The 12,845-nt window shown below is 63.3% G+C and carries 13 protein-coding genes; 7 read left to right on the forward strand and 6 right to left on the reverse strand.

Annotation, left to right across the window (positions count from 1 at the left end; all coding sequences use genetic code 11):
• Position 1: 1 nt before the first annotated feature.
• The 4 genes from XH83_RS26770 to XH83_RS26785 are packed head-to-tail and all read right to left on the reverse strand — an operon-like array spanning position 2 to position 3,059.
• Positions 2–1,243 (reverse strand): CaiB/BaiF CoA-transferase family protein, encoded by a 1,242-nt coding sequence (locus XH83_RS26770; RefSeq protein ID WP_194403673.1) that lies wholly within the window; start codon positions 1,241–1,243, stop codon positions 2–4.
• A complete protein-coding gene (locus tag XH83_RS26775) occupies positions 1,240–1,710 on the reverse strand; it encodes a MaoC/PaaZ C-terminal domain-containing protein (protein WP_194403674.1) in 471 nt (156 codons plus the stop codon). The genes XH83_RS26770 and XH83_RS26775 overlap by 4 nt, the downstream gene beginning before the upstream one ends.
• Positions 1,711–1,723: 13 nt before the next feature.
• Complete coding sequence (locus tag XH83_RS26780) at positions 1,724–2,110, reverse strand: VOC family protein (protein WP_194403675.1); 387 nt, start codon at positions 2,108–2,110, stop codon at positions 1,724–1,726.
• Positions 2,111–2,114: 4 nt separating this feature from the next.
• Positions 2,115–3,059 carry a ketopantoate reductase family protein gene (locus XH83_RS26785; RefSeq protein WP_194403676.1) on the reverse strand — a complete coding sequence of 315 codons (945 nt, stop codon included), beginning with the start codon at positions 3,057–3,059 and terminating at the stop codon, positions 2,115–2,117.
• 102 nt (positions 3,060–3,161) lie between these two features.
• Between XH83_RS26785 and XH83_RS26790 the strand changes: the two genes are divergently transcribed.
• Positions 3,162–4,142 carry a LysR family transcriptional regulator gene (locus XH83_RS26790; protein ID WP_194403677.1) on the forward strand — a complete coding sequence of 327 codons (981 nt, stop codon included), beginning with the start codon at positions 3,162–3,164 and terminating at the stop codon, positions 4,140–4,142.
• A 79-nt stretch (positions 4,143–4,221) separates the two neighbouring features.
• Here the strand turns inward: XH83_RS26790 and XH83_RS26795 are convergent, their stop codons facing one another.
• On the reverse strand, positions 4,222–5,046 hold the full coding sequence (locus XH83_RS26795) for a YiiX/YebB-like N1pC/P60 family cysteine hydrolase (protein ID WP_194403678.1): 825 nt from the start codon (positions 5,044–5,046) through the stop codon (positions 4,222–4,224).
• Positions 5,047–5,453: 407 nt separating this feature from the next.
• Between XH83_RS26795 and XH83_RS26800 the strand changes: the two genes are divergently transcribed.
• Complete coding sequence (locus XH83_RS26800) at positions 5,454–5,732, forward strand: hypothetical protein (RefSeq protein ID WP_194403679.1); 279 nt, start codon at positions 5,454–5,456, stop codon at positions 5,730–5,732.
• 21 nt (positions 5,733–5,753) lie between these two features.
• Positions 5,754–6,674 (forward strand): catalase, encoded by a 921-nt coding sequence (locus XH83_RS26805; RefSeq protein ID WP_194403680.1) that lies wholly within the window; start codon positions 5,754–5,756, stop codon positions 6,672–6,674.
• Positions 6,675–6,682: 8 nt separating this feature from the next.
• Here the strand turns inward: XH83_RS26805 and XH83_RS26810 are convergent, their stop codons facing one another.
• A complete protein-coding gene (locus XH83_RS26810; protein WP_194408413.1) occupies positions 6,683–7,615 on the reverse strand; it encodes an AraC family transcriptional regulator in 933 nt (310 codons plus the stop codon).
• Between the two features lie 435 nt (positions 7,616–8,050).
• Between XH83_RS26810 and XH83_RS26815 the strand changes: the two genes are divergently transcribed.
• The 4 genes from XH83_RS26815 (at position 8,051) to XH83_RS26830 (ending at position 12,738) form a co-directional block, all read left to right on the forward strand.
• Positions 8,051–8,995 carry an AraC family transcriptional regulator gene (locus tag XH83_RS26815; protein ID WP_194403681.1) on the forward strand — a complete coding sequence of 315 codons (945 nt, stop codon included), beginning with the start codon at positions 8,051–8,053 and terminating at the stop codon, positions 8,993–8,995.
• 51 nt (positions 8,996–9,046) lie between these two features.
• Complete coding sequence (locus tag XH83_RS26820) at positions 9,047–9,991, forward strand: AraC family transcriptional regulator (protein WP_194403682.1); 945 nt, start codon at positions 9,047–9,049, stop codon at positions 9,989–9,991.
• Positions 9,992–10,518: 527 nt separating this feature from the next.
• Positions 10,519–11,736, forward strand: a complete 1,218-nt coding sequence (locus XH83_RS26825) for an NAD(P)/FAD-dependent oxidoreductase (protein WP_194403683.1) — start codon at positions 10,519–10,521, stop codon at positions 11,734–11,736.
• A 90-nt stretch (positions 11,737–11,826) separates the two neighbouring features.
• Complete coding sequence (locus XH83_RS26830; RefSeq protein ID WP_194403684.1) at positions 11,827–12,738, forward strand: MBL fold metallo-hydrolase; 912 nt, start codon at positions 11,827–11,829, stop codon at positions 12,736–12,738.
• Positions 12,739–12,845: the final 107 nt, after the last annotated feature.

Genomic DNA, 12,845 nt, shown 5'->3' on the forward strand with positions numbered 1-12,845 from the left:
CTCACTCCCGCACTGCGGCTTCGTTGTAGAGCACGCCATCGCGCACCATCGCATCGACGGCTTCGGCCGACAGTCCCAGCGAGGCGGCAATGCGGCGGTTATCCTGGCCAAGCAGAGGTGCTGGAGTGCGCACCGTGGTGTCGCAATCGGAGAATCGGAACGGCAGGTTCGGCAGGGTGACCTTGCCGAGCACCGGATGCTCCTGCTCGACCAGCATGCCGCGCGCGTGGATCTGCGGATCCTTCACGACCTCCTCGATAGTCTGCACGGGAGCGGACGGAACACCCGCCTCCTCGAGTGCGGCGAGACAGGCATCGCGAGAAGGCTGCGACAGCGTCCAGTTGCGCACGATATCCATCGCTTCGGCATAATGGGCGTTGCGCGCGGCAGGCTTGGCAAAGCGCTCGTCGGAGGCCAACGTGTCCCCCCCGATCAGGCTCGCCAATCGTCGCCACGCATCATCGACCTGGGCGGCGATGACAAGATTGCCGTCTTTGGCTGGGAAAACGCCGTAGACAGTCGAGTCCGGTTGTCCGCTGCCGGTCTGCTTCGGCAGGTCCGTACCGCCGGAGAGGAAGTAGCGCTGAACCGCATAGTCGTGCATCGAGACCATGCAGTCGTACAGCGCCAGATCGATATGCTGGCCGCGCCCGGACGACACGCGGCCGACCAGCGCTGCATTGATGGCCGCAACGCCATGAATGCCGGTGTACATGTCTGCCAACGGCATCCGTAGCAGCGGTGGCGCTTCGCCGGGGGCTCCTAATTGCGCCAGCGCGCCCGACATCGCCTCTGCGATCAGGCCGAAACCCGGACGGTCGGCATAGGGACCGGTGTGGCCATAGGCGGAGACCGAGCAATAGACCAGCCTGGGATTCCGCGCCGACAGCGTTTTGTAGCCGAGCCCGAGGCGTTCGAGCGCACCGGGGCGATAGTTCTCGATGAAGACATCGGCCGTGTCTACCAGCTTCATCATCATGTCGAGGCCGCGCTTGTCGCGCAGATCGATGCAAAGGCCCTGCTTGCCCATGTTCTGCTGCAGGAAGTAGCCGGATTGGCCGCCCTTAAAATAGCCGTGGGCGCGGCCTGCATCGCCTTGCTTCGGACGCTCCACCTTGATGACGTCAGCGCCCATCGCGGCAAGACAACGGCCCATGGACGGGCCTGCGAGGAAATGGCTGTAGTCGATGACGCGAATGCCTTTGAGTGGCAGATCTTGGAGCGGCAGATCTTGCGCGGTCATGCTGGCTCTCCTGCAGCGCGGGTCTTCGGGCGCATCGGAATCATCAGCCGATGCTCACCGAGCTGCACCACTTCGCCGCGCTGGTTGATCAACTCCGACGGCAGCACCACGATGCCCCACCCTTCCCGCTTCGTGGCGCGCATTGCACCGATGCGGAACTTCACATGCACGGTGTCGCCGAGCTTGATCGGCAGCTTGAAATCCCACGTCCAGCCCAGCGACATTCCCGGAAGGAAGCGATAATCGGCACGGGTCTTCAAACCGTCGGCGAGCGACAGACCAAACAGCCCGTGCGCGACGCGCGTGCCGAAGGGCGTGGTCTTGGCGTAGTCCTCGTCGACGTGCACAGGCGTGAAATCACCCGTTAGTTCGGCATAGGCGTTCACCATCGCTTCGGTGACCGTCACCGCGGGGGTGACGCACTCGTCACCGACCTTGGCATCGTCCCAGTAGCGCACATCGGTCATGTCGCGTCTTCCTCTAGGCACGGGGATTGATCGCCAAAGCGGCTTCCACGGCACCAGCGCTCGCTTGCAAGATCTCGACGTTCAACCCGCCCGGCAACGCGAGCCAGTTCGGCCCGGCCGGCAACGCCTTGGCGCCCCAGGCGGCGGCACGGGCGAGCACGCCTTCGTAATCGTCGACCATGATGCCGAGATGGGCGAGACGACCCTCCGGTCCGGCAAAATGCGGATCCTCGATGAGTTGCACGCTTCCGAGCACCCATACCTGACGTGGGCACGCACCGCCGGCGAGTTGCTCGTCGCGAACGGCAAGACCGAGCACCTCACGGAAGAAGTCGACGTGACGATCAACGTCCGGCACGCGGATCGCGACGTGCTCGACATAGGCGCGCGGCAACGACATCGTCTCAGGCCTTTCCCGGATAATTGCTGCGGGCGTATTCGAGCCCTTTGACCAACGCGACGAGGGTCGCGTTGACGGGGGTCGGCACGTTGTGCTTGGCGCCCCAACGCACGACGGAGCCGTGAATGTAATCAACTTCGGTCGGGTTGCCGGACTGCAGGCTCTGCAGCATCGACGTCTTGAACTCGGGCGGCAGTCCAGCGGACGCCATCGTCCAGGCGCGGCGCGGATCGGCGATTGAGATCTTCACACCGGCAGCCTGTGCGACCGCGATGCCCTCCGAGATTGCGGCCAGCGCGCAATCTTCCAGGATCGCCAGTGAATAGAGACCGCCATAGGTCAGCCCGGTAACGGTGGTAATTCCTCCTCCGGCGACGTTGATGAACAACTTGTCCCACATCGTGCCCAGGATGTTGTCGCTGAGCTGCGTGAGAATGCCCGCACGATTGAACGTCTCTGAAATTCGCCGCGCGCGGTCCGTCAGGCGGCCATCAAGTTCGCCGATGATGGTTTCCTTGCCGATGACCCCGGAGCGAACATGGCCTGGGCCAAGCAGCACGCCACCAACGTAGGTCTTGCCGGCCATGACCCGGTCACGACCAACTTCCTCCGCAAGGATGTCCTCGTGACCGAGACCGTTTTGAAGCGACATCACGACCGTCTGCGGTCCGATGATCGGCGTCGCCGCTCGGATCGCATCGCGCGTATGGTAGGATTTGACGAGGACAATGACGAGGTCCGCGACGCTGCCGACCTCCGTCGCGGAGGCGCAGGCGGAGACCTTCACGACGCTCTCGGCGTCACCTTCGAGAATCCGCAAACCACCGGCATTGATCGCGTCGACATGAGCCTGGAACGGATCAATCAGCCAGACCTCGGCTCCACCGCGCGCCAACGTGCCGCCGATGGTCGAACCGAGGGCTCCCGCTCCGATAAAGCAGATCCTCATCCGAACGCTTCTCCCTCGCCCGTTTTGGCGTTGGAAGCGTGCTAGCAGGCGGCCCGGTATTTGGATATTCTATGATCCTTATAACCATTATTTTAGATCGCAATGAAGCACCGGGACCCCTCCAAGACGAGCCTGCTGGAGCCGCGCCTGCTCCGGCTCTTTGACGCATTGTTCTCCACGGGCAGTGTCACCAAAGCAGCCGAGAAGCTCGGTCAAAGCCAACCGACCATTTCGATTGGGCTGGCGCGCCTGCGAAAGGAACTGGACGATCCGCTCTTCATCAGGTCAGCGGAGGGAATGCTACCGACTCCGCGCGCCGAGGCCCTGATCGGCACGGCCAGACAGGCCCTGGAGATGCTGCGTCGCCTGGCGGAGCTTCGCCCGGAGTTCGATCCGGCGACTGCAAAGCGCCGCTTCGTCATCTGCATGACGGATGCGAGCCACATCACGCTGCTGCCCGCCATTCTCGGCTACGTCCGCCGAGTTGCGCCGGGCATCCGCATCGAGGCGGCGCAGATCGGCGGCGATACTCCGCGGATGCTGCAGTCTGGCGAGGCCGATCTGGCGCTCGGCTACATCTCGGACCTCGATGCCGGGCACTTCCAACAGGTGCTGTTTCCGCAGGATTGGGTCTGCCTGGCGAACGCAAACCATGCCCGGATCCGCGACCGCATCACCGCAAGGGATTTCAGGCGTGAGGCCCACGTCCTCATTCGCTCCGGCACTGGACATCTCTTGCTCGGGGACGCGCTACGGGAGCAGCGCATGGTCCTTGACGTTGCGCTCGAACTCCCGGGCTTTCTGGGGTTGCCCGCAATCGTCGGGACAACTGACCTGATCGCCACCCTTCCAAGACACATTGGCGAGACGTTGGCTCATTATTACGGACTGCGCGTGCTCGATTGCCCGCTGGCGATCGCCGGCTTTACGGTGAAGCAATATTGGCACGCCCGCTTCCATCACGACCCGGCAAACCAATGGTTGCGTGACGTCTGCGGCGAGCTGTTTCAACAGCAGGAGGTGCGGGGTCTCTATCGTTCCGGCCGGCCCAAGAAACGAAGGCCACGCGATTTGACGTCGTAGTCCCGAATGGAGCGGAAGGAAGAAAGCCTCCCGCCTCGGATCGTGGAATTCCGCGTTTTCCGCCCGGATATTCCGCATGTCATAAGTCAAGAGGGAAATGTGGGCGCATGCCACTTGCGCGATCGCGCCTCTCCATCTCTGGAGCGAGTGTGCGCTGTGGAGTGCGACCCCGGGCGGTCCAATGCATGTCCTTATACTTGAAGCCGCGCGCGAGCGTGGGCTTCACCACCATGAAGTAAGGCGAAATATCGAAGTCGCGCGGCGCGTAGAGTGATGAGTGACGAGGCTCGGCGATTTCCCGCCGCGCAGTCTGGCTATCGATGTGCGTGATGGTGGGGAGGATCGGATAACGCACGGCTTCGAAGGCTTGCGCAATCAGCGAAGAATAGATGATGCGGCTCGCATCGCCCGAGCCAAGCGCGATCGTTCGGCGGCGACAACGCTGCGCCATTGGCCATGGGAACAGATGCCGCATCAGGTCGATGACGTTCTTGAAATCGTAGCCGAGGCCAATGCGTTCGGAAGCGTAGCGGCAGACCTTCTCGCAGTCCGCTCCGCTCAGGCCCACCGGCCGGCAGATGCGGGTTTGGCAATGCAGATATTTCGACAGCGGCGCCGACACGACACCTTCGTCTATGTTGGCTTCGATCAGGACATGAGGCTCACCGTCCGTTGCGGAACCCGCTATCGGCCCGACGTATAGCGCCGAGTGTGACCAGGCCGATTGAGTGAGATACTTGATGCCGCTGGAAATGCGACCCTTGCCCTCGACCAGCAAAACGTCACCTGGTCGAAGAGTGTCGCGCAAGGCCGTCGAATCGTTCGGCGGCAACGGCTCACCGCGGTTGGCCTGCTTCTGAAGCCGCGCAATCAATCGTCCAACGCTGTCGATCATCCAGCCCATCGCTCGTCTCCTCTTTTTGGAGTGGGCACTGTGATGGTCTAGCGAATCGAATCCGGAGCTGCGCCAGAGCGATTGTCGTACCCATAGAGCGATTGCTCTTACCGAACGCGCGGGCGCCAATCGGCTGGGGGTCCATCGGTCAGCTTACCAAGCGCCGCAGCGAAGGCTGTTTGGGAAGCATATGGTCTGCAGCAAGCCGCAAGCGTTTCCGGCCGCCCTTGACCTGGCAATAGCACGGCTAGGTCGATCGCAGTGCCATGACATTCGCCTGTTCGGCCGCAGGCCAATCGCGACACCGCACAACTGCCAGCAATCGCTCTGCAATTGGATCAATCGCTCTGGGGCGGCGCCGCGCCACCCCCCTACCATGACCGTATCGACGTCAACGGTAGATGGAAGGACACGTGATGATCTGGAAGAATCTCGTCAACCAATCTGCGACCCTTGCATCGCGGCCGAAAGTCCTCTCCACCACCTTCATGTGCGCCCTTTCAGCGACGGTGCGCTTGGCTTCGACCGGAGATGAAGGAGCAAGGATTGCGGCGCAACCGGTTCACACACGAGATTCCATGGTCTCGATCATGACCAAAGACAGCGTTCCGATCTTTTGCATGGGCTGGAGGCCAAAGCCCGCCCAGCCGCTTGTGTTTCAAAGCCCGAATGCCTGCCGCGCCTGGCCGCTTTAGCAAGACGCCGGAGGTATCGTCATGATCCGGGTCCCAACCGGCGCTGCCACGCCCGCGACGATCGTCGACACGCTGAAAGCGTCGGCCGGTGTCTCGCCAAAGACACGCGCCAGCTTCGCCAGAGGCCGCTGTGTCCGCGGCACCTTTATCCCGTCAGACAGAGCGGAAGAAGTTACGAAGTCGCAGAGTTTCACGGCCGCATCACGCGTGCTGGCGCGCTTCTCGCTGGACGGCGGCAATCCCCGCTTGCCGAACACTGATAATTTCGTGCTGCGCGGGTTCAGCTTCAGGCTAGGAGATACGGAGCATCGTTCCGACATTCTCACACAGAGCGCGCCCGTTCACTATGCGAGGACCCCGGCGCAGATGTTGGCGTATCTGAAGGCGCGCGTTCCCGGGTCCGGCCAACGACCCGATCCGGAAAAAGTCGAGGCGTTCTCCGCCGCCTATCCTGAGACTTCGCATCAGGCAAGCTATGTGGCTGCCCATCCGCTTCCCGCAAGCGTTGCCGATACCACCTACTGGGCCGTCCACGCCTTTCCCGCGACAAATCGGTATGGCGAGACTCAATTCATCAAATTCAAGGTCGTCCCGGTCGGCAGCCAAGGTGCTGCACCGACCGAAGGCGCGGCCAGGACGGAGCCTGAAGAGTTCCTGCACGACGATTTGGAAAGCCGGATCGCGGCACGCGGTATCCGGTTCAGCCTGATGGCGGTGCTCGGCCGCCTCGGAGACCCCATATTGGATGTCACGATCCGATGGCCGGACGAGGACCGCCGGGAGACGGTGCGCCTCGGAACAATCGTGATCACTGCAATCGAAAAGCGCGATGCATACGTCTTCGATCCGGCAGTCCTCGCCGAAGGCATCGGGCATCCGCCCGACGAGATCTTTGCGGCCCGCCGCGCCGCCTACACGATCTCACGAGCCAGGCGCCGCTGATCGAAGGATCAGCTTCCGCTCTCCCTGGTGCCCTGCGCCTCGCGGCGCCATGCCGCGGGGCTGGTGCCGACCTGCGCCGAAAACACCTTTGTAAAATGGCTTTGATTGGCAAAGCCGGCCGATACCGCAACTTCCGACAATGGCAGGTCCCGTACGATGGTCATCAACTGCTTGGCCGCCTCCACGCGCTGGCGCAGCAGCCATTGGTGCGGCGGCAGGCCGGTCGAGATTCGAAACGCGCGCGAAAAATGACCGACCGAGAGGCCAAACTCGGCCGCGATCTGTTGCAGTGAAAGTGTCCCGCCGAGGTCGGAGTCGAGCTTTTCGCAGGCACGCTTCACTTGCCACGGGGCAAGGCCGCCGCGAGCGGGCCCGGTCGTGCTCTGCAACCCGCCATAGGCCTGGGCAATGTGCGCGGTGAACGCCAGCATCATTTGATCGATGAAAAGCTGGTTGACCTCGGCCGGTCGGCTGAGCCCTTGCAGCAGCAATGTCCCGATATGACGCATGATCTCGTCGTCATGGCCGAAGCCGAACTGGCAGGCGAGGTCGCCAACAGGCGGTGTGCCGGATTCCCTGGCGATGCGGTCGAGCGCTGAACGCGGAAGATAGAAGTGGAGGGAATGAAATGGTTTGTCGATGATGAAACCCGGATCGCGCCTGAGATCGTACAGATATGTCGTACCGGCCCTGACATCCGCCTTCCCGACGGACTTGCCGTTTTCCCAGAGCTCGCAGTCCGGGTAATCGTGAAGCTTCAGACTGACAAAATAGGCCTCATCGGCCACGGAGCCGGAACGACCCGGTATCGGGTTATCAACCTGGGTTTCGGTGACCGCGAGTTCGATGCCGCGCAGTGAACGCGTGATCAGCGAGGGCGGTGCATCCCTCAGGTGCAACTGCTGCCTGACCCTCTGTCCGAAGGTGCTCGCATGCATCATGTGTTTGGACCATTCGTGGAGGTCGATCGGGCCGTTCGACGCACCGCCGACACTCCGTTCCGGCGCGCAGTATCCGGTATCCGGGTGCGGAGGTCTAGGGTCACGGCGGCGGTAAACGCAATTGTGAGGACTGGCTACCATCATGGTTACAAAGCGATTTTTCGAAGTGATTTCAATGCCCACCGCGCCTGGTTGCGATGCTCGCCCCTCGTCAATCAGACCACGGCAGCCGATCAAAAATGGCCGCCAGCGCGCTTTGAGCAGAATCAGACAAGACGCGGTTGCTTTGGGAAAGACCACGTAGTTCTACGCGCCTAGAACGCACCCCGACAAACTCGCGGCGCCTAGCGGCACGATACCGCGGAAGGAAGCAGAGGCTTCACGCAGGCAGGCCACTCCGGCGCGAGTGCAATTCCCTCAAGCAAGCGCATCGCCATGAGCAAGCCGATCGATCCCTCCACAAGCCTGTCCGATGCAACCACAGCACATCGGGACAAGTCGCCAAACGCCGACCGGCATGCCGCTGATGTGGAAATGGCGCGCGTCCTCAACACCGAACCGGTCCGCATGGCATTGGATCCCTCCGGTGCTGCGATCGCCCATTGGAAACATGACCCATTGCACGACGTCGTCGAGCCCATGAGCGACCACGTCATCATGGCTTACAATGGCACGGTGCAGCACGTGGAGCGCCGATCGGGAAGATCGGTCGCGAAGGGAACGTTCCGTCCCGGGGCTGTGATCGTCATTCCGGAAGGATCGAGCTCCCGGTGGGATATCCCAAAACCCGTGGATGTGGTTCAGCTCTATCTTCCGACCGCGACGCTCGAGCGGGTTGCCCGTGAAACCAACACTGCCGCAGCGGTCGATCTCCTCGAACGAACGGGGCATCCCGATCCCGTTACATCCCGATTGCTGTTGAGCGCGGCCGATGGGCTGGAGGGCAACAGCGCACTCGACACGCTGTTCAGACATCAACTCATAGACCTCCTCGCCACGCGTCTGCTGGCTGTGCACACCGCCTCGCCAACCACCTTCGAGCCGGCCACGGGCGGGCTTTCGCCAAAGGTCCTGCTTCGCGCCATCGAACGCTTGCGCTCCGACAGCGATTCCGACGTCTCGCTTGCGGCTCTCGCTTCGGACGCCGGCCTGTCGCGCTCGCACTTCTGCCGCGCGTTCAAGGAAAGTACCGGGCTCTCCCCTCATGCCTGGCTGCGGCAATACCGCCTTGAGCAGGCCATGAACATGCTGCGCGACACCGACACATCGATCGTGTCGGTCGCGGCCGAGCTTGGCTATGCCTCGCAGACCGCATTCGCGGCCGCCTTCAGGCGCTTGACCGGCAAAACCCCGAGCGATTGGCGACGAGGCGTGCAGTAGCGGCGACTGCTTGCGGATGACGAGTAGCATTCCAAACGCGAGAACGGCTCGATGAAGAGACCGGTCGACAACGATCCCCTGGAGGCCCTGCTGGCCGCACCCGGCCGCGAGGCTCCACCGGACACCCAGCAGCGCGCTGCCGAAGCGGAGATGGCGCGCGTCTTGAAGACTGCACCGCTGCAGGTGGCGTCAGACCCCTCCAATGGAGCCATCGCCCATTGGAAGCATGGGGCCCTGCACGACGTGGTCGAGCCTATGCGTGACCACGTCATCATGACCTACCCCACCGGCGTTCAGCGTCTGGAGCGGCGCACCGGGAGATCGGCTGTGACCGGGACGGCGCGTTCGGGAGTTGTGACGATCATTCCGGCTGGTTCAAGCGCCAGATGGGATATTCCCGGTGTTGTCGATGTCATCCAGCTCTACCTTCCACACATGACGCTCGAACGCGTGGCTCGCGAGGCCGGCGCTTCCGCTCCCGGCGATCTTCTGGAACGGACGGGACATCCCGATTCCATCACATCCGGATTGCTGATGAGTGCCGCGGATGTGCTGGAGGGCAACGCGACCCTGGATGCCCTGTTCAGACACCAGCTGACAGATCTCCTGACCACACGTCTGTTGGCTGCGCATACTGGCGAGTTGGTCACGTTCGAACCGATTATGGGTGGGCTGTCCCCACATGCTCTGCGCCGCGCGATCGAACGCCTGCGCTCGGGCAGCGATGCCGACGTTTCGCTCGCTGCGCTGGCATCGGACGCCGGCCTGTCGCGCTTCCATTTCTGCCGCGCCTTCAAGGAAAGCACCGGGCTCTCGCCGCACGCCTGGCTGCGCCAGCAGCGGCTCGAGCGAGCCATGAACATGTTGCGCGATACCGATACGTCGATCGAGGTGGTGGCCGCAGAACTCGGTTACGCATCGCAGACCGCATTTACGGCGGCGTTCAAGAAGCTGACCGGCGAGACGCCGAGCCAATGGCGCCGTCGCATGCGTTAACAGCAATCTCTCTGCAACCGCGTCAATCGCGCTGGCGCGGCCGCAGCTCCGATCCCGTAGATTTGCGGCATGAACATCGACAACGGACGGAGACAAGCAATGGCCTGGAAGCACTGTGTCGCCCTCCTTGCAATTGTGCCGCGACGCCGGGTCATCGCAACCGCGCTGGTGTACGGACTGTCACTCAGCGTCCGCTTTACCTCGGCAACGGGGGAGGAAGTCGAAATTCCGATCCCGTCGACAACGTCGATCATGAGCAGAGCCGGGGTCTCCATCTTCCACGATGACTGGCCCTTGAGGCCCAGCGAGTCGATCGCCTTTCAATTTCGCCGGCCAGCGGTTTCCCGTGGCTGTCACGCAGCGTGCGAGCGTCCTTCCATGACAACGCCGGGCTGCACCGCGCCTTAGGCGCTCGACCAATCCATTTCACGCCTTCGCGTCATCGCCGATCGCGACAAGCCATTCCGGATGCGGGAGCGGCAACGGTGACGCGCGAGTCCGAGAAGTCAAACCAGAGGAGTAGACACATGCGATTAGTCATCATCGGCGCCGGCTTCGCCGGCATGTACGCCGCACTTTCCGCCGCCCGCCTGCGCGACATCCAGGGCGTCTCACCCGAAGAGCTCGAGATCGCGCTGGTCGCACCCGAGCCCACGCTCGTGGTTCGCCCGCGACTCTATGAACCGAAGCCCGAGACCCTGACGGCGCCCCTTACGGATGTCCTCAAGGCTGTCGACGTTGTCTATGTGCAAGGCAGCGCGGAGACGATCGACACCAAGTCTCGCACCGTGGAAATCGTCGGCGCCAAAGGTGCGAAGAGGAGCCTTTCCTATGATCGGCTTGTCGTGGCCACCGGCAGCCGGCTGTTCCGTCCGGACATTCCGGGCCTCGCCGAACATGGCTTCAGCGTCGACAATCTCAATGATGCGATGACCCTCGACCGGCACCTGCACAGCCTGGCCGATCGGCCGGCGGTAAACGGGCGCGACACCGTCGTCGTTGCCGGCGGCGGATTCACCGGAATCGAGGCGGCGACGGAATTGCCGGCGCGGCTTCGCGCGATCTTCGGCAAGAACGCCAAGCCGCGCGTCATCATCGTCGACCGCAACAGCGCGATCGCTTCCGCCATGGGCGAAGGTCCCCGCCCCGTTATCGAGGACGCCCTGCACAAGCGCGGCGTGGAGACCAGGCTCGGCGCCGGCGTCGCCTCGCTCGACCAATCGGGCGTCACGTTGACGTCAGGCGAACACATTGAGGCCGAGACCGTGATTTGGGCCGGCGGCATTCGCGCGGCTCCGTTGACCGCACAGGTCCCCGCCGAGCGCGACAATTCCGGCCGGCTCCTCGTCGACCGTGATTTGCGCGTGCCGTCGGTACCCGGCGTGTTCGCCACCGGCGACGCCGCCCGCGCCGCCTGCGATGATGAGGGCAATTACGCATTGATGTCGTGCCAGCACGCCACGCGAATGGGCGCCTTTGCCGGCCATAACGCCGCTGCCGAGCTGCTCGGCGTTCCGACCAAGCGCTACCACCAGGAGAAATACGTCACCTGCCTCGACCTCGGCGAAGCCGACGCGGTGTTCACCCGCGGCTGGGAGCGCGAGGTGACGATGGTCGGCGACACCGCCAAGAAGACCAAGCAGGAGATCAACACCGTCTGGATATATCCGCCGAAGGCCGAGCGCGCTGCCGCTCTTGCCTCGGCCGATCCGGAGCGTGTCGGCGATGTCAGCGGCTTCTTCTAGAAGCTCACGCGAAGCGGGCCGCGCTCCGCGCCGGCGGCGCGGCCTGCCCGAACAAGACCACCAGCAGCAACCATGTAACAGGAGAGAAATATGAACCTGCACGACCCCTCGTACACCGGCAACAAGGTGCCCGATGAATTGGTCCCGTCGCGTTACGCACTGCGGATCGGCGAGATCGACGTGATGGTGGTCAGCGACGGCGTGCTGACGCTGCCGGGCGCGATGTTGGCTCACAACGCAGCACCCGCCATCCGCGCGGCCTGGCTGAAAGACAATTTCCTGCCACCGGACGCCTTCGATTGGGCGCTCAACGTGGTCGTGGTGCGCAGCGGCGGCCGGACGATCCTGATCGACGCCGGGATGGGTGCGGAGTTTCCCCTTCCTCGGGCCGGACAATTGATCCATCGGCTGGAGGCCGCCGGCATCGATCTCGCCTCCGTGACCGACGTGGTGCTTACCCACATGCACATGGACCACGTTGGCGGGCTGCTCGTCGAAGGCGTGAAGGAGCAACTGCGCCCGGACCTGCAGATCCACGTGGCGGCCGCCGAGGTCAAGTTCTGGGAATCGCCCGATTTCTCCCGCGTCTCGATGCCGGACGGCTTCCCGGATGCGCTTCGGGCGACGGCCAAACGGTTCGCGAAAGAGTACCGTAGCCAGCTTCGGCTCTTCGAGGATGAGCACGAAGTGGCGCCGGGCGTGGTCATTCACCGCACCGGCGGTCACACGCCCGGGCACAGCATCGTCCGCCTGGCGTCCGGCGGCGACCGGCTGACGTTCGCCGGCGACCTCGTGTTTGCCGTCGGGTTCGAACACCCCGACTGGCACAACGGCTTCGAACACTACCCCGAGGAAGCGGCCCGCGCACGCACCAGCCTTTTGCGCGAGCTGGCGGAAACCGGCGGGTTGCTGGTGGCCACGCATATGCCGTTCCCATCCGTCGGCCATGTGGCCGTGGCCGGCGACGCCTTTCGTTGGGTGCCTGCGTTCTGGGACTACTGATCGCTTGTCGGGTTAGTGCCGGCAGGCACGCCCGGTCAGCGCTTCATCCGATACGGGCCGCGTTTCCCGCGCCGAAGCGCGGCCCGCGCAACCACACCCCTCCTGGA

The organism is Bradyrhizobium sp. CCBAU 53351, from assembly GCF_015291745.1.
In the GTDB taxonomy this organism is placed as follows: Bacteria; Pseudomonadota; Alphaproteobacteria; order Rhizobiales; family Xanthobacteraceae; genus Bradyrhizobium.

Bases quoted from the DNA above. Each gene is read 5' to 3' on its own strand.
- XH83_RS26770 (WP_194403673.1), bottom strand. From the start codon at position 1,243: ATGACCGCGCAAGATCTGCCGCTCCAAGATCTGCCACTCAAAGGCATT.
- XH83_RS26775 (WP_194403674.1), bottom strand. From the start codon at position 1,710: ATGACCGATGTGCGCTACTGGGACGATGCCAAGGTCGGTGACGAGTGC.
- XH83_RS26780 (WP_194403675.1), bottom strand. From the start codon at position 2,110: ATGTCGTTGCCGCGCGCCTATGTCGAGCACGTCGCGATCCGCGTGCCG.
- XH83_RS26785 (WP_194403676.1), bottom strand. From the start codon at position 3,059: ATGAGGATCTGCTTTATCGGAGCGGGAGCCCTCGGTTCGACCATCGGC.
- XH83_RS26790 (WP_194403677.1), top strand. From the start codon at position 3,162: ATGAAGCACCGGGACCCCTCCAAGACGAGCCTGCTGGAGCCGCGCCTG.
- XH83_RS26795 (WP_194403678.1), bottom strand. From the start codon at position 5,046: ATGGGCTGGATGATCGACAGCGTTGGACGATTGATTGCGCGGCTTCAG.
- XH83_RS26800 (WP_194403679.1), top strand. From the start codon at position 5,454: ATGATCTGGAAGAATCTCGTCAACCAATCTGCGACCCTTGCATCGCGG.
- XH83_RS26805 (WP_194403680.1), top strand. From the start codon at position 5,754: ATGATCCGGGTCCCAACCGGCGCTGCCACGCCCGCGACGATCGTCGAC.
- XH83_RS26810 (WP_194408413.1), bottom strand. From the start codon at position 7,615: ATGATGCATGCGAGCACCTTCGGACAGAGGGTCAGGCAGCAGTTGCAC.
- XH83_RS26815 (WP_194403681.1), top strand. From the start codon at position 8,051: ATGAGCAAGCCGATCGATCCCTCCACAAGCCTGTCCGATGCAACCACA.
- XH83_RS26820 (WP_194403682.1), top strand. From the start codon at position 9,047: ATGAAGAGACCGGTCGACAACGATCCCCTGGAGGCCCTGCTGGCCGCA.
- XH83_RS26825 (WP_194403683.1), top strand. From the start codon at position 10,519: ATGCGATTAGTCATCATCGGCGCCGGCTTCGCCGGCATGTACGCCGCA.
- XH83_RS26830 (WP_194403684.1), top strand. From the start codon at position 11,827: ATGAACCTGCACGACCCCTCGTACACCGGCAACAAGGTGCCCGATGAA.